This is a genomic window from Arthrobacter sp. L77 (genome assembly GCF_000816565.1).
Lineage (GTDB): Bacteria > Actinomycetota > Actinomycetes > Actinomycetales > Micrococcaceae > Arthrobacter_D > Arthrobacter_D antioxidans.
The window spans coordinates 135,732-150,733 of record NZ_JWSU01000008.1; the positions used below are offsets into that span (position 1 = coordinate 135,732).

General features: G+C 70.5%; 14 protein-coding genes and 1 pseudogene. 11 read left to right on the forward strand and 4 right to left on the reverse strand.

Features of this window, described 5'->3' with window-relative positions; all coding sequences use genetic code 11:
- Positions 1–25: 25 nt before the first annotated feature.
- The 3 genes from RY94_RS15480 to RY94_RS15490 form a co-directional block, all read right to left on the reverse strand.
- Positions 26–1,450: a glycosyltransferase family 39 protein gene (locus tag RY94_RS15480; RefSeq protein ID WP_197060697.1), complete on the reverse strand. Its 1,425-nt coding sequence runs from the start codon at positions 1,448–1,450 to the stop codon at positions 26–28.
- A gap of 433 nt (positions 1,451–1,883) precedes the next feature.
- On the reverse strand, positions 1,884–3,263 hold the full coding sequence (locus RY94_RS17025; RefSeq protein WP_442853461.1) for an HNH endonuclease: 1,380 nt from the start codon (positions 3,261–3,263) through the stop codon (positions 1,884–1,886).
- Positions 3,264–3,476: 213 nt separating this feature from the next.
- Positions 3,477–4,982, reverse strand: a complete 1,506-nt coding sequence (locus RY94_RS15490; RefSeq protein ID WP_082046434.1) for a GAF domain-containing protein — start codon at positions 4,980–4,982, stop codon at positions 3,477–3,479.
- 159 nt (positions 4,983–5,141) lie between these two features.
- On the opposite strand from RY94_RS15490, the gene RY94_RS15495 reads away from it, so the two are divergent.
- From RY94_RS15495 to RY94_RS18640, 10 genes are all read left to right on the forward strand, one after another.
- Positions 5,142–6,188, forward strand: a complete 1,047-nt coding sequence (locus RY94_RS15495; RefSeq protein WP_043447285.1) for an amidohydrolase family protein — start codon at positions 5,142–5,144, stop codon at positions 6,186–6,188.
- Positions 6,185–6,997: a metal-sulfur cluster assembly factor gene (locus tag RY94_RS15500; RefSeq protein WP_052274482.1), complete on the forward strand. Its 813-nt coding sequence runs from the start codon at positions 6,185–6,187 to the stop codon at positions 6,995–6,997. The genes RY94_RS15495 and RY94_RS15500 overlap by 4 nt, the downstream gene beginning before the upstream one ends.
- Entirely contained in the window at positions 6,994–8,028 is a 1,035-nt protein-coding gene (locus RY94_RS15505) for an NAD(P)-dependent alcohol dehydrogenase (RefSeq protein ID WP_197060698.1), read from the forward strand. The genes RY94_RS15500 and RY94_RS15505 overlap by 4 nt, the downstream gene beginning before the upstream one ends.
- Before the next feature lie 51 nt (positions 8,029–8,079).
- Positions 8,080–9,225: a glycerol dehydrogenase gene (locus RY94_RS15510; protein ID WP_043447287.1), complete on the forward strand. Its 1,146-nt coding sequence runs from the start codon at positions 8,080–8,082 to the stop codon at positions 9,223–9,225.
- A 105-nt stretch (positions 9,226–9,330) separates the two neighbouring features.
- Positions 9,331–9,801, forward strand: coding sequence for an Hsp20/alpha crystallin family protein (locus RY94_RS15515; protein WP_043447289.1), 471 nt, complete (start codon positions 9,331–9,333; stop codon positions 9,799–9,801).
- 76 nt (positions 9,802–9,877) lie between these two features.
- A complete protein-coding gene (locus RY94_RS15520; protein WP_052274483.1) occupies positions 9,878–10,396 on the forward strand; it encodes a GNAT family N-acetyltransferase in 519 nt (172 codons plus the stop codon).
- A gap of 107 nt (positions 10,397–10,503) precedes the next feature.
- Positions 10,504–10,800 carry an Asp-tRNA(Asn)/Glu-tRNA(Gln) amidotransferase subunit GatC gene (gene gatC, locus RY94_RS15525; RefSeq protein WP_043447292.1) on the forward strand — a complete coding sequence of 99 codons (297 nt, stop codon included), beginning with the start codon at positions 10,504–10,506 and terminating at the stop codon, positions 10,798–10,800.
- 3 nt (positions 10,801–10,803) lie between these two features.
- Positions 10,804–12,309 (forward strand): Asp-tRNA(Asn)/Glu-tRNA(Gln) amidotransferase subunit GatA, encoded by a 1,506-nt coding sequence (gatA, locus tag RY94_RS15530; RefSeq protein ID WP_043447295.1) that lies wholly within the window; start codon positions 10,804–10,806, stop codon positions 12,307–12,309.
- Positions 12,309–13,823, forward strand: a complete 1,515-nt coding sequence (gene gatB, locus RY94_RS15535) for an Asp-tRNA(Asn)/Glu-tRNA(Gln) amidotransferase subunit GatB (protein WP_043447297.1) — start codon at positions 12,309–12,311, stop codon at positions 13,821–13,823. Before gatA ends, gatB begins: the two co-directional genes overlap by 1 nt.
- 76 nt (positions 13,824–13,899) lie before the next feature.
- Positions 13,900–14,292, forward strand: a complete 393-nt coding sequence (locus RY94_RS18640) for a phosphotransferase (RefSeq protein WP_331376448.1) — start codon at positions 13,900–13,902, stop codon at positions 14,290–14,292.
- On the opposite strand, the pseudogene RY94_RS18505 reads toward RY94_RS18640, so the two are convergent.
- Positions 14,252–14,539: pseudogene (locus RY94_RS18505) on the reverse strand (sugar phosphate isomerase/epimerase family protein); the annotation flags it as partial. The gene RY94_RS18640 and the pseudogene RY94_RS18505 sit on opposite strands and share 41 nt — an antisense overlap.
- Here RY94_RS18505 and RY94_RS18510 point away from each other — a divergent pair.
- On the forward strand, positions 14,475–14,996 hold the full coding sequence (locus tag RY94_RS18510) for a phosphotransferase (protein WP_231554583.1): 522 nt from the start codon (positions 14,475–14,477) through the stop codon (positions 14,994–14,996). The pseudogene RY94_RS18505 and the gene RY94_RS18510 sit on opposite strands and share 65 nt — an antisense overlap.
- The last annotated feature ends 6 nt before the right edge of the window (positions 14,997–15,002 follow it).

Here is a 15,002-nt window from a genome sequence, read left to right on the forward strand (position 1 = left end):
CGGGGCATCGTCAATCCGCGTGCCGTCAGTCCAGGTGCCGGAACCGCGGCCAGAGATCCGACCACGGCTGGGTACGATCGCACACGAGGACGGGCTGCCCCTGTTCCTCGTTGTCGACGTCGAGCCCGTTGTCCAGGCGCGCCACCTCTTCGCAGGACACGAACGGGGCCCCTGCCAGGTCGGCCTGCCCGCCGACCACGATCACGGTGCGCGCATCCTCAGGAGGGGTGGAGAGGTAGTACAGCTCGTTGTGGCCGCTGTGCGCCGGGGGCAGTCCGCGGGCGGGCCCGTACCGGTGCAGGGCCCCGGCCTCACCGTAATTGCCGGCGATGATGGTGACGCCGGACGGGTCGGGAAGATTCGCGACGACGTCGCCGATCTGGGCGACATACGCGGGCCAGCCCACCTGGTCGCGCGCCAGCTGGTTGATCTCCGGGACCGGGGTGCGGCCCACCACGCCGACGGGGATGACTGGCAGGGCGATCATGGTGGAGGCGACGGCATTGACCGCCACCACGGTCCACACCGCAAGGCGTCGTGCGCGGGACCGCATGATCTCGGCGGAGGGGATGCACCCGACGGCGAAGAACACGACGACGAGCCCGGCGGAGTAGTAGATCTGTCCTCCGGCCGCGAAGGCGAGGGCCAGGAGCACCAGAAACGCGATGGCGATGAAGCGCACAGGTCTCCACGCGGTGCGGCGCATCAGGTGCCACCAGCCGAGGCACCACACCAGGGCCAGCGGCGGGCCGAGGGTGACGAACAGGAACCACCACATGTCCACGCGGGTATCGGCGGCGTTGTTCTCGTTCAGGGCGGCGCCCATGGACAGCTGCGGCCAGCCGTGGGTGGCCTGGTACGCGAGGTTGGGGGCTGCCACGGCCAGGGTGAGGGCGCCGCCGATCCACGGCCACGGAGTGGTGAGCGCTGAACGGGGACCGGCGACGAGCAGCCCGGCCAGGAGTGAGATCAGCAGTCCCGCGATCAGCAGCTTGTTGTAGGTGGCCAGCCCGGCGATGATCCCGGCGGCCAGCCACCACGCGGGTGCCTGCCGCAGGAGCGCCCGGACCACGCACAGGACGACGGCGGGCCAGAACACGAGGTCCACCGATGCGGTCAGCATGACGTGGCCGAAGAGCAGGGGCACCACGCCGAAACCGAACCCCCACGCACACAGGCCCTGGGCGTAGGCTGCGCCGCCGAATTCCCGCGTGATCAGGACAACGACCACGAGTGCCAGGAGGGTCGAGAGGGTCGCAGGGATTCGGACGGCCCACACCTCGTCCGCGATGAGGCCGAACGATCGGACCAGCCACGGCGTCAGGGGCGGCTGATCGATATATCCCCACGCGGGAGGGAGCATCCGGAAGTACAGTTCGTCCCGGTGATAGCCGTAGTTCCCGGACACGAGCGTGAGCAGCAGGCAGAGTGCCGCTGCGGGTATCGCCACCGTACGACCCGCGAAGGGTGGCAGAGTGCGCGTCGGCGCCGCCGGGGACATCGCCGGCCGTGTCGTCCCGTCGCCGATCATCGGGACGGCTCGCATTCGGGCCGTCGACAGGGTGGGCGCGGGTGGACCGCAGGCATACGATCTCCCCTTCGTCGCGTGCTTGGCGGATGTCAGGGCGGGCTTAGCAGGAAGCTTGCAGTGTTGCACCCTGGTCGTCACCACACCAGAGGTAGTTGCCCAGTCCTCTGCCTCGGCGGTGCCGGTCCCGCCCGCGGAGGCCAGTGGGTGGGGCTGCAGGCCACGGACGCCTGGACTCCACGTCGACTGGTCGTCACGGCCCGATGTCGATCAATAGGCGCAGAACCGGTGGACCGACGGGCGATCTATCCTGCCTTCGCGCTGGGCGGGTCGGTCAGGCGTCCTCCCTGCACGGTCAGGCGAAGAGCAGTTCTGCCCGTCGGGAGGCTCGCGTGGAAGGGTATGCCGGGGTGTTGTGATCCTCCGGCGCGAAACTCGACGCTGCGGGCGGTGTCGGCGGGAGTGGGTGTCTCCCGGTCTCCTGTTTGCGTTCCCGTTGGTGCCCGCGTTCAGTCGGGCTGCTGCCGGGGAGGGGTGGCGCGGTGGAGTGGTAGGTGTGGCCGGTGGGCGTGGTGAGCTCGAGGGTATGCCGGGCGTGGCTGGTCCCGGGATCGGGGTGCGGTCTGGTCTTCCAGCCGGGGAGTTCCTTGGTGTGGTTGCAGGCCTCACACAGTCCGGCACCATTGGCGAGGCTGGTGGGCCCGTCCTTGTGCCAGGGGATGATGTGGTCGTAGTGGCGGATCGGCGCATCACAGTACGGGGTCCTGCACAGATCGTCCCGGGCCTGGATGAACCGGCGCTGATTTGCGGTGAAGAGTCGGGTGCGGGACTCGGCAGCCGCCAACTCACCGGTTCCCGGTGCGGTGTAGAGGCGCCGCAGCCAGACCTCGAAGCCGTGCGCCTGATCTGCTGACGGCCCGCAGTCCTGTGTAGGGGGCTGCTTGGCGGGCTGACCGGAAGCCTGCCCGGTGGTTTGCCCGGTGGTTTTCCCGAGGGTGAGGAGGTCCCGGGCCCAGCCGGCGGGGACGATCCCGTAGCCCGGCAGGCGGGCCGGCTCGCTGTCGCCCTGGATGAGGGTCCGGTCNGCGGCCATCGTATGCGGCATCTCCGCCACCAGCGCCCGCGCGACCCCGAGCAGCCGCCCGCCCCGGGCCGGGGACTCACGCCGGGCCAGGGCCACCTGCGCCGCCACACCCCGACCCTGCTCCGCCACCGGCACACCCGCCCCAGCCTGGGCGTGCCGTTCCCCGACGTCGAACGCGACCGCGGTCCGGGCCTGCCGGGCGGCGATCGCCGACGTGAAATCTTCCAAGGACCGCATCTCATCGATCAGCTCCACACCACCCGCCGGCATGGGAAGCGCGGTCATCTCCTCCATCAACTCGCGCATCCGAGCCGCCGACGAAGAGGCAGGGACAGCCGCAGGTGCGACGTGGTCTGCCGAGGACGTGGCCAGGACGGCAGCAGACGAAACGTCGCCCTGATGCTCAGCCCCACCGGACATGGGGGCGCCTTGGTGCGCAGCACCACCGGACACGGTGGCGCTGAACCGATGAATCAACTCGCTCAGGTGCTGGATGAATTCAGCACTCCCGGTGCCCGCAGGAAGGGACGCCACCAGATCGATCAGATCCTGCACAGAGTCAGCATGAACCGCAGCGGACGGGACAGCGCCACGCCGCGAACCACCACCAGGATCGGTGGTTTCAAGCGGAGCGTTCGAGCTGCTGGCCATACTGAAGTCTCCCAACCACCACCGACATCATGAGGCCGTCACGGCCAGCCGGCGCATGGTGAAATCCCGCCGGTTGCCGGTGGCGGCGCTCGTCCCTCACTCGTCCAATGGCGGGCGACTGGCGTCACGGATCGGGTCGAGAACGAGCAGGGGGCAAGTGGAAGTCCCGGCATCGGATCCTGAGGACGCAGGCGTCCCGAGGGACGAGCCGGATCACCGTGGTCGCGCTATCCCGAGCCGGGCGATCCTGCGGTAGATGGTCGCGCGACTGATGCCGAGTTCCGCCGCCGCCGCGGTGACCGTTACCCCCGGCTGGGTCAGGCTCCGCACGATCTCGTCGCGTTCGAGCGCCTCGATCCGGCTGAGATGCGGGCCGGGCCTGCCCAGGATGTAGGCGGGCAGATGCCGGACATCGATTCGCTCCGCGCGGACCGCCGCATCGTGCACCACGGTGAAGAGTTCGTCCACGTTGTCGGGCCACTCGTGCTCCAGGAGTGCCCGCTCGGCTGCTGGAGTGAAGTCGATCTCTCGCAGCCGGGTCTGGCGGGCAGCGAACCGCGCCAACTGGAGGACGTCATCGCCGCGATCCCGCAGCGGTGGCACGGCGACCACGGTGTCCACCGCGGCTGCCAGCGGACGCGGGATGGCGTCCAGGGCGGTGGCCGTGACCGCCCATGCGAGGGCCGGTGTCGTTCCCGTGTCCGACGGCGGGAGGGCCCGCAGTGCGCGAACGGCATACGCCTTCAGCTCCTGGGCGGCCCAGGCGGGCAGGAGGTCGATGTTCTCGACGATCACCGCGGTGTCCGGCTTGGCCAGTTCGGGGGTCCAGACCGACAGCCAGGCGTCGACGTCGTCGGGCGCGGGTGCGGCGGCCGACAGGATGCGGGCCCCCGGCCGTGAGCAGCGGAACGCCTGCGCCAGGAGCGTCGCCCGCCCCGCTCCGTGCTCCCCGACGGCGGCGACGACGCGCCCGGCGGCCAGTGCCTTCGTCGCCTGGTCGAGTGCGTCCGTCCAGGACGAGGACAGGGCTCGCATGGTCCCGACGGCGGGTTCGAGTCCGTCACGCCGCATCCGGAACACGCCGCCCCGGGGGCCCTGCTTCTGCCGGTGGCCGTGGGCCCGAGCGAGCATCAGTGCCGTGGCGTTCCCGGCCGCCGACTGCGCAAGGGCCAGCAGCAGCCCGGGGGAGGCATCGGACCACGTGGTGATGTTGACGCAGCCCTCGAGGTTTCCGCTGGCGGGGTCGAAGACGGGAGCGGCAGCGCACGTATAGGTGCGCAGGCTGGCGCTGTAGTGCTCCTCCGCGCGGACCAGGACCGGCGAACGGTCCGCCAGCGCCAGACCCATGCCGTTGGTCCCGGCGTCGCGCTCGGAGTAGGTGAAGCCGGGGGCAAGATGCACCCGGTCGAGCGCGCGCAGGAGGGTGGAGCTGCCGCTCAGCCGTTGGAGCAGCAGGCCGTCGGCGTCGGTGAGCATGAGGCTCACGGGCTCGTCCGCCAGTGTGCTGCGCAGGGCCGTGAGCACTGCCTGCCCGCACTCGAAGAACAGGGAATCGGTCGGCGCCGGGCCGGCCCAACTCGGGTCCACCTCCTCCGCGGACACCCCGTACTCCTCGCTGCGCAGCCATGAGGCAGCCAGGCGTTTGGCCGTGACGAGCGGCCGCCCGGTGTCAGGGTCCCGTCCGAGCGTGAAAAGCCCGCCGTCCTGGTTCGGCACCATTGCCGTCCTCCTCGGTCGATGTCGAGGCTGCTGACCCGCGTCCCACCCCAGGGGAGGAGGATCGTCTCAAAATGAGACACACCCCGCGTGATAGGAGCCATTTTCGCACCTAACGTCGGTCCTGTCGCGGCTACGGCAGCCGCCAGGAGGAGACCGAAGATGTACAGCAAAGACGGCGAGAACTATTTCATTGTCGACGCGCACATAGCTCTTTGGGACGCCCGTCCCGAGAACCAGCGCAGCATCCACGGCAAGCAGTTCATCGATTGCTTCTACGACTACCACCGCAACCTCTCCCCGGAATCGGAGACGTGGAGCTACGAGGACTATCTCTACCAGGGTGGCGAACGCCTGATGAAGGACCTGTTCACCGACGGGTACGTGGACCACGCGATCTTCCAGCCCGCATACCTCGGCGAGTTCTACCACCGGGGGTTCGGGCAGACCGAGGAGGCCTACGGCCTCGCCTCGGCGCACCCGGACAAGCTCACGTACAACCACTGCTTCGACCCCCGGAACGGGGAGGCGGGCCTGGACCAGCTGCGTGCCGACCACGAGAGGATGGGGTTCAAGGGCGTGAAGCTGTACACGGCGGAGTGGCACGGCGACTCGCGCGGCTACAAGCTGTCCGACCCGTGGGCCTCCCGGTACTTCGAGGAATGCCGCGCCCTCGGGATCAAGAACATCCACGTCCACAAGGGCCCTACCATCCGGCCCCTCGACCGGGACGCGTTCGATGTGTCCGACGTCGACCACGCCGCTACCGACTTCACCGACCTCAACTTCATCGTGGAACACGTGGGCCTGCCCCGGCTGGAGGACTTCTGCTGGATCGCCACGCAGGAGCCCAACGTCCACGGCGGCCTGGCGGTGGCGATGCCGTTCATGCACACCCGACCGCGGTACTTCGCGCAGATCATCGGCGAGCTCATCTACTGGATCGGGGAGGACCGCATCCAGTTCTCCAGCGACTACGCGCTGTGGACACCGCGATGGCTCGTCGAGCAGTTCGTGGACTTCCAGATCCCTGAGGACATGACCGAGTACGCGCCGCTCACCATCGAGCAGAAGAAGAAGATCCTCGGCCTCAACGCGGCGAAGATGTACGACATCCCGGTGCCGGCGGAGCTCCAGCTCCCCGACGCCGGGGAGACGGCGACAGGGCCCCGGCAGCCGGAACGGGCCGATCTGGCGAGCGCACAATGACCGCTGCGCACGCAGAACTCGCGGGAAGCGTGCACACGGTCACCGAGGACGCCGTCCGCCGGAGCCTGGCCACCGTCTTCGACCCGGAGCTCGACGAGCCGATCACCGAGCTCGGATTCGTCCGCTCCATCCGGGTGGACGGGGGCCCGGACCCGACGGTCCGGGTGCACCTGCGCCTGCCCACGTCCTTCTGCTCGCCGAACTTCGCCTACCTCATGGCGTCCGACAGCAAAGATGCGGTCGCGGCGATCCCCGGAGTGGCCGCCGTCGTGGTCGAACTGGACGACCATCACGACTCGGACCTGATCAACACCGGCCTCGCCGCGGACGCGGGGTACCGCGGCACGTTCCTCCACGAGGCGGAGGACAGTCTCGAGGACCTGCGGCGGATCTTCCGCAGGAAGGCCCACACGGCCGCGATGGAGCGCTGCCTCACCGGCCTCCTCCGCGCGGACCCCGCACTCCGCGTGGAGGACGTCGGCGGCGTGCGCCTCCGGGACCTCCTCCCGGGCCGCGAGACGGACGCGCTGCTGCGCCGACGGACGGCGCTCGGACTGTCAGCAGACCCCGAGGCGCCCGTGCTGGTCGATGACGACGGCCTTCCCTACCCCGCCGAGGCGGTCCCGCTCGCCCTGCGTCGCGCCCGGTCCACCCGCATCTCGATCGACGGGAACGCGCACTTCTGCCGCGGGCTCCTCCGGACCCGCTACGAGGGCTCCGGCGCCGACCAGGCCTTCCGGCCGGAAGGCGCCGAACCCGCCGACCACCACCCGCTACTTCCCCTCACCGTCAAGGAGTCCCACCCATGAGCAGCATGCGAGCAGTGCAGGTCGTCGGCTACCACGAAGCCCTGAAGATGGCCGAGGTGCCCATGCCCGGCATCACCGGCCCGTTCGACGTCGTGGTCAGGATCGGCGGCGCGGGGGTCTGCCGCACCGACCTGCACATCCTCGAGGGCCAGTGGTCGGCGAAGTCCCAGGTCCCCCTGCCCTACACGATCGGGCACGAGAACGCCGGCTGGGTGCACGCCGTCGGGAGCGCCGTGACGAACGTCGGCGTGGGCGACAAGGTGATCCTGCACCCCCTCATCACCTGCGGGCTGTGCCGCGCGTGCCGGTCCGGGGACGACGTGCACTGCGAGGTCAGCCGGTTCCCGGGCCTCGACACCCACGGTGGGTACGCCGAGTACCTCCTCACCTCCGCCCGCTCCGTGGTCCGGATCGACGATTCCCTGGAGCCGTCGGATGTCGCTGCGCTCGCTGACGCAGGGCTCACCGCCTACCACGCGGCTGCCAAGGCCGCGAAGCGGCTCACCCCGCGGGACACGTGCGTCGTCATCGGGGCCGGCGGGCTCGGGCACATCGGCATCCAGGTCCTGAGGGCGCTCACCCCGGCCCGCATCGTGGTCGTGGACCGCAACGCTGAGGCCCTCGAGCTCGCGCTGGGTATCGGGGCGCACGAGGGCGTACTGGCCGACGGCAGCCAGGTGGAGCAGGTGCTGGCCCTCACCGGCGGGAACGGCGCCGAGGCGGTCATCGACTTCGTCGGCGAGGGCGGCGCGACCACCCAGGGCCTCGCCATGCTGCGGCGGGCGGGGGACTACTACGTGGTGGGGTACGGGGAGAACATCGACGTCCCCACGATCGACGTCATCTCCACAGAGATCAACATCATCGGGAATCTCGTCGGCTCCTACAACGACCTGCAGGACCTCATGGCGCTCGCCGCGCGTGGCGCCGTCAAACTCCACACCCAGAAGTACGCGCTGGACGACTTCCAGCGGGCCATCGACGACCTCGACGCAGGCCGGGTGAGAGGCAGGGCCGTCCTCGTCCCCTGACACACCACCGGTCACCAACCAGCCCACCCACGAGACCCCCAGGAGGTCCCCATGCCCAGCCCCATCCGCTCCGTCATCAGTCCCGGCCGGTACGCCCAGGGTCCGGGGGCCATCTCCCGGCTCGGCGAGTACCTCGCACCGATCGGGAGCACACCGCTCGTCGTCGCCGACGACGTCGTCTGGGGGTTCGTGGGACACGACGTCACCGCGTCCCTCGAGGCGGCCGGGCTCCCGGTCACGCGGGAGGCCTTCGGGGGCGTGCCGTCCGCCCGCGAGATCGACCGCCTCGTCGAGGTGATCAAGCGGACGAAGGCCGACGTCGCCGTCGCGGTGGGCGGGGGGAGCACCATCGACGCCGTCAAGGCCTCCGGATTCCTGGCCGGCATCCGCTGGGTCACCGTCCCGACCGTTGCGTCGACCGACGCCCCGACGTCCGCCCTGGCCGTGGTATACACCGAGGACGGCACCTTCGAGGAATACCGCTTCTTCCCACGTAACCCGGACCTCGTGCTCGTCGACTCCCTGATCGTCGCCAACGCGCCGGCCGCCTTCCTCGCTGCCGGCGTGGGCGACGCCCTGGCGACGTGGCTCGAGGCGCGGGCGACGGCGGCGTCGAGCTCGCAGACCATGGCGGGAGGGCTTCCCACCCTCACCGGCACGGCCCTCGCGCGGCTGAGCTGGGACGTCCTCTGGGACAACGCGCTGCCGGCCCTCGACGCGGTCCGCGACCACCTCGTGACCCCGGCCGTGGAGAAGGTCATCGAGGCCAACACGCTGCTCTCGGGCCTCGGCTTCGAGTCGGGGGGCCTGGCGGCGGCCCACGCCATCCACAACGGGCTCACCGCGGCGCCGCAGACCCACGGGCTGGCCCACGGCCAGAAGGTGAACATCGGCTCCCTCACCCAGCTCGTCCTCGAGGGCGCCCCGACGCAGGACATCCGGGACTTCATCGAGTTCACGACGCGGGTGGGGCTTCCCACCACCCTCACGGAGATCGGGCTGACCCCGGAGGACACCACGGAGCTCGAACTCATCGCGACCACGGCGACCGTGGCGGGCGAGACCATCCACGCGATGCCGTTCGAGGTCCGGCCCGCGGACGTCGTGTCCGCACTCACGTCGATCGAGCGGTTCGCCCGGCGGGTCCGGGAGGAGGCAGGCCTCCCCGCACCGACGCCCTACACGGCCAAACACTGAGCAGCGTCAGGGTCTTTCGTCCCTGTCCGTGCCGGCAGTGTCGGTGTCTACTCGGAGGAACCTGGCCCTGATCGGGCCGATCCCACCGAGAGTCTGGAGTTTGTCATGACTGATGCACGGCGATGGCCGCCCTTCGGGTCCAGTCGGCGGAACTTCCCCTTCAACGGCGGCACCAGGTCGCCCATGGACCTGCTCGATTCGATGGAGCGGCTCTTCGAGTCGTCGTCGTCCGGGCCGTCCTCCATCCGGGTCGAGGAGTTCGTCGACGGCAAGGACATGGTGGTCCGTGCGGAGATGCCGGGGCTCGATCCCGAGAAGGACATCGAGGTCAGCATCGAGAACGGCTTCCTGCGGATCAGCGCCCACCGCGAGGAGAAGGAGGAGCACAAGGAGAAGGACCGCTACCGGTCCGAATTCCGGTACGGATCCTTCCGGCGCGACATCGTGCTCCCCGACGGGGTGAGGGACGAGGACATCCGGGCGAGCTACGCCGACGGTGTGCTGAACGTCAGGACGCCGCTCCCGGACGACGCGAGGCGCGAGGGACCCCGGAAACTCCCGATCACGCGGGGCTGACCTCCCGCACCGGCAGCACCGGCGGCCGCCGGGACGACGGCGTCCCGGCGGCGTCGTCGCGTGGCAAAATGGGCCGGTGACCACCCCACCCTCCGACGCCCGCATCACCGTCCGGCCCGTCCGGCCCGAGGACTACGACGACGTCCGCCGCATCACGCGCGGCGCCTACCTCGAGGCCGGGTACTTCACCGACGAGGCCCACCCCTACATGGCCGTGCTGGCCGACATCGAGCACCGCGCCGAGCACGCCGAGGTCTGGGTGGCGGAGCGCGACGGCGTCATCGTCGGGTCGGTCGCCCTCACGTTCGCCGGCCAGCGGTACACCGACATCGCCGTCGAGGGGGAGCTGGAGTTCCGGATGCTCGCGGTGGACCCGGCCGTGCAGCGCGGGGGCATCGGCCGGGCCATGGTGGAGCGCATCATCGAGCACGCCCGCACCCTCCCCGGCATCGAGGCCGTGAGCCTGACGAGCGGTTCCGACATGGTCCGGGCGCACCGGCTCTACGAATCGATGGGCTTCGTCCGCGTGCCCGGCCGCGACTGGGAGGTCCCGAACGAGGACATCCTGCTCTGGGTCTTCCGCCTGCCCCTGTAGGCGCACGCGTCGCCGGCGCCGCGTGCCGCCTCCGCTGATGCCGGGCGCCGACCGCGCCAGCACTAGACTGGGGGCAGATACCCACCTCCGACTTCCAGGGGAGATCCATGGCTGAGATCAACCGGGACGACGTCGCGCACCTTGCGCGGCTCGCCCACATCGACATGACCGACGACGAGCTCGACCGCATGGCCGGGGAACTCGCGGTGATCGTCGAATCCATCAAGAGCGTGAGCGAGGTCGCCGGCGACGACATCCCCGCGACGAGCCACCCGATCCCGCTGAGCAACGTGTTCCGCGACGACGTCGTGGGGGACACCCTCAGCAACGAGGAAGCCCTCCTCGGCGCGCCCGACAACGCCGACGGCCGCTTCAAGGTCCCGGCAATCCTGGACGGGGAGTAACCCATGACAGACCTGATCCACCTCTCCGCCGACGCCCTCTCGCAGAAGCTCGCCGCGAAGGAGGTCTCCGCCGTCGAGGCGACGCAGGCCTACCTCGACCGCATCGACGCCGTGGACGGCGCGATCAACGCGTTCCTGCACGTCAACACCGACGAGGCGCTGCTCGTCGCCGCCGGGGTGGACAAGGCCCGGACCGACGGCGACACGCTGCACCCGCTCGCGGGCGTCCCCATCGCCGTGAAGGACCTGATCGTCACGCGAGGTCAGCCCACCACGGCCGGGTCGAAGATCCTCGAGGGCTGGCAGAGCCCCTACGACGCCACCGTGGTCCGCAAGCTCCGCGCCGCGCGGATGCCGATCCTCGGCAAGACGAACCTCGACGAGTTCGCCATGGGCTCCTCCACCGAGCACTCCGCGTTCGGGCCCACCCGCAACCCCTGGGACCTCGACCGCATCCCCGGCGGGTCCGGCGGCGGGTCAGCGGCCGCCGTCGCCGCGTTCGAGGCACCTTTGGCACTCGGCACCGACACCGGCGGCTCCATCCGCCAGCCCGGCGCCGTCACCGGCACGGTCGGCGTGAAGCCCACCTACGGCGGCGTCTCCCGCTACGGGGCGATCGCCATGGCCTCCTCGCTCGACCAGATCGGCCCCGTGTCCCGTACGGTCCTCGACAGCGCCCTGCTGCACGAGGTCATCGGCGGCCACGACCCGCACGATTCGACGTCGCTCACCGACCCGGTCGGTGCGCTCGTCGAGGCCGCCCGCCTGGGCCAGGTCGAGGGCATGCGCATCGGCGTCATCAAGGAGCTCCAGGGCGAGGGCTACCAGGCCGGCGTCCTCACGCGGTTCCACGAGTCGCTCGAGCTGCTGCGCTCGGCGGGCGCCGAGATCGTCGAGGTCTCCTGCCCCAACTTCCGGTACGCGCTCGCCGCCTACTACCTGATCATGCCGTCCGAGGCCTCCAGCAACCTGGCCAAGTACGACGGCGTGCGCTTCGGCCTGCGCGTGGTGCCCGAGGGCACGCCCACGATCGAGCGCGTCATGGGAGCCACCCGCGCGGCCGGCTTCGGCGACGAGGTGAAGCGCCGCATCATCCTCGGCACCTACGCACTGAGCGCCGGCTACTACGACGCCTACTACGGTTCGGCGCAGAAGGTGCGCACGCTCATCCAGCGCGATTTCACCGCCGCGTTCGGGCAGGCCGACGTCCTGATCTCGCCGACCGCGCCGACCACGGCGTTCAAGCTGGGCGAGAAGCTCGACGACCCGCTGGCCATGTACCTGAACGATGTCGCGACCATCCCGGCGAACATGGCCGGCGTCCCCGGACTGTCCCTTCCCGGGGGCCTCGCGGACGAGGACGGGCTGCCCGTCGGCATCCAGCTCCTCGCCCCCGCCCGCCAGGACGCACGCCTCTACCGCGTGGGCGCCGTCCTCGAATCGCTGCTCGAAGAGACGTGGGGCGGGCCGCTGCTGGCCCAGGCCCCCGAGATCACAGGTGGTAAGTAATGACTGCTGGAACAGATGAGGTCCTGTCCTTCGACGAGGCCATGGAGAAGTACGATCCGGTGCTCGGGTTCGAGGTCCATGTGGAGCTCAACACCCGGACCAAGATGTTCTCCTCCGCGCCCAACGCGTTCGGGGACGTGCCCAACACCAACGTGACCCCGGTGGACCTCGGCCTGCCCGGCGTCCTGCCCGTCGTCAACGGCGTCGCCGTCGAGTCCGCGATCAAGATCGGCCTCGCGCTGAACTGCAGGATCGCCGAGAAGTGCTACTTCGCGCGGAAGAACTACTTCTACCCGGACACCCCGAAGAACTTCCAGACGTCCCAGTTCGAGGACCCCATCGCCTACGACGGCAGCATCGACATCGAACTCGCCGACGGCACGGTGTTCACCGTGGAGATCGAGCGCGCACACATGGAGGAGGACGCCGGCAAGCTCACCCACATGGGCGGCGCGACGGGCCGCATCCAGGGCGCCGAGTTCTCCCTCGTGGACTACAACCGGGCGGGCGTGCCCCTGATCGAGATCGTCACGAAGCCGATCGTCGGCGCCGGCTCGCGGGCCCCCGAGCTCGCGAAGGCCTACGTGGCCGCGATCCGCGAGATCGTCAAGAACCTCGGCGTCTCGGACGCCCGCATGGAGCGCGGCAACGTGCGCTGCGACGCGAACGTCTCCCTCAAGCCGAAGGGCCAGGAGAAGTTCGGCACCCGCACCGAGACCAAGAACGTGAACTCGCTGCGCGCCGTCGAGCACGCCGTGCGGTACGAGATCCAGCGGCACGCCGCCGTCCTGGACTCGGGTACGCCGATCCAGCAGGAGACGCGCCACTGGCACGAGGACACGCGCTCCACGACGTCGGGGCGCCCCAAGTCCGACGCCGACGACTACCGCTACTTCCCGGAGCCGGACCTCGTGCCGGTCGTCACCAACGACGCCTGGATCGAGAAGCTGCGCGCCGAACTCCCCGAACCGCCCGCCGAGCGCCGCAAGCGCCTGCAGGCCGACTGGGGCTACTCCGACGCCGAGTTCCGCGACGTCGTCAACGCCGGGGTCATGTCCTCGATCGAGGACACGATCGCCGCCGGTGTCAGTGCCGCCGTCGCCCGCAAGTGGTGGATGGGCGAGATCTCCCGCCGCGCCAAGCTGGCCGACGTCGAGCCCGCCGAGCTCGGCGTCACGCCCGAGCTGATCGTCGAGCTCAACGCGCTCATCGAGTCCGGCAAGATCAACGACAAGCTCTCCCGCGACGTGCTCGACGGCGTCCTCGCCGGCGAAGGCACGCCCGCGGAGGTCGTCGAGAAGCGCGGCCTCGCCGTCGTGTCCGACGACGGCCCGCTGCTCGAGGCGATCGACGGCGCCCTCGCGGCCCAGCCCGACGTCGCGGACAAGATCCGCGGCGGCAAGGTCCAGGCCGTCGGCGCGATCGTGGGCGGGGTCATGAAGGCCACCCGCGGGCAGGCCGACGCCGGCCGCGTGCGCGAGCTGATCCTGCAGCGCCTCGGCGTCGAGGGCTAGCGCCGGCAGCATCCACGGGGAGGGCACGATGGCGGGTCTGCCGAGGGCGGAGCACGACATCGTGCCCTCCCTCGTCATGTCGCTGCTCGCCGACCAGCACCCGGACCTGGCGCACCTCCCGCTGCGTCCCGCCGGTCACGGCTGGGACAACACGCTGTTCAGGCTGGGGGAGGATCTCGTGGTGCGCCTGCCGCGGCGCGCCGTCGCCGACGCGCTGATGGTCGCGGAGCAGCGGTGGCTGCCGGGTCTCACCCAGCCCCTGGCCGTCCGGACGTCGGCGCCCGTGCGGCTCGGCCGGCCCGGTGCCGGCTACCCCTGGCACTGGTCCGTCTCCCGCTGGATCGACGGGGCCGGCGGCATCACGGTCCCGCGGGCCGGGCGCTCCGCCGCCGCCGTGCCGCTCGCGCGGTTCCTCGCGGCGTNCCGACCGTCAGGTGTACGTGGGCGAGCCTGCTGCCGAGCGTCCTGATCTCCTCGTAGGAGTCCATGCCGGCGATCGCGGCGTGCGAGAAGTCCCAGGTGATGCGCTCGTACGGCTCGGGGATCGGGTTCCAGTGCGGCAGGTAGGCCTTCGCCTCGCGGCCCCGGACCTTCCACGGGTACATGTTCTCGACGGCGATGTCGACGCCGTACTCGGTCGCGATGCGCGCGATGCCCTCGGGGAACGCCTCGGCGTACCCGGTCTGCCAGCGGAACGGCGGATGGGTCACGACGGTCGCGGCGCGCGACGACGTCGTACGTCCGCGGCTGGCGTCGCTCCCGGAGATCCCCGGCCTCCCCGCGGACGCCCTGCTGAGCGCCTGGGAGTCCGCCCGTGCGGCACCGGGATGGTCGGGGGAGCCGCTCTGGCTGCACGGCGACCTGCATCCGGCCAACGTGGTCCTCGCGCCCGACGGCGGGCTCGCCGGCGTCGTCGATTTCGGCGACCTGTGCTCCGGGGACCCCGCGACGGACCTCGCCGCGGCGTGGCTGCACTTCGACGCCGACGGTCGGTCCGCGTTCCGCGCAGCACTCGAGGCGCTGCGCCCGATCGACGCCGCGACCTGGGCGCGGGCCCGGGGCTGGGCCCTGAGCATGGGGAGCGCCATGGCGGCATCCTCCGACGACTCCCCGGCGTTCTACCGCCTCGGCGTCGGGACGCTGGCCGCCGTGCTCGAGGACGGACCGCGCTGATACTGT

What these genes read in the sequence shown, in the direction of transcription:
- RY94_RS15490 (WP_082046434.1), bottom strand. Translation starts at nt 4,982, where the DNA reads ATGGTGCCGAACCAGGACGGCGGGCTTTTCACGCTCGGACGGGACCCT.
- RY94_RS15495 (WP_043447285.1), top strand. Translation starts at nt 5,142, where the DNA reads ATGTACAGCAAAGACGGCGAGAACTATTTCATTGTCGACGCGCACATA.
- RY94_RS15500 (WP_052274482.1), top strand. Translation starts at nt 6,185, where the DNA reads ATGACCGCTGCGCACGCAGAACTCGCGGGAAGCGTGCACACGGTCACC.
- RY94_RS15505 (WP_197060698.1), top strand. Translation starts at nt 6,994, where the DNA reads ATGAGCAGCATGCGAGCAGTGCAGGTCGTCGGCTACCACGAAGCCCTG.
- RY94_RS15510 (WP_043447287.1), top strand. Translation starts at nt 8,080, where the DNA reads ATGCCCAGCCCCATCCGCTCCGTCATCAGTCCCGGCCGGTACGCCCAG.
- RY94_RS15515 (WP_043447289.1), top strand. Translation starts at nt 9,331, where the DNA reads ATGACTGATGCACGGCGATGGCCGCCCTTCGGGTCCAGTCGGCGGAAC.
- gatC (WP_043447292.1), top strand. Translation starts at nt 10,504, where the DNA reads ATGGCTGAGATCAACCGGGACGACGTCGCGCACCTTGCGCGGCTCGCC.
- gatA (WP_043447295.1), top strand. Translation starts at nt 10,804, where the DNA reads ATGACAGACCTGATCCACCTCTCCGCCGACGCCCTCTCGCAGAAGCTC.
- gatB (WP_043447297.1), top strand. Translation starts at nt 12,309, where the DNA reads ATGACTGCTGGAACAGATGAGGTCCTGTCCTTCGACGAGGCCATGGAG.
- RY94_RS18510 (WP_231554583.1), top strand. Translation starts at nt 14,475, where the DNA reads ATGCCCTCGGGGAACGCCTCGGCGTACCCGGTCTGCCAGCGGAACGGC.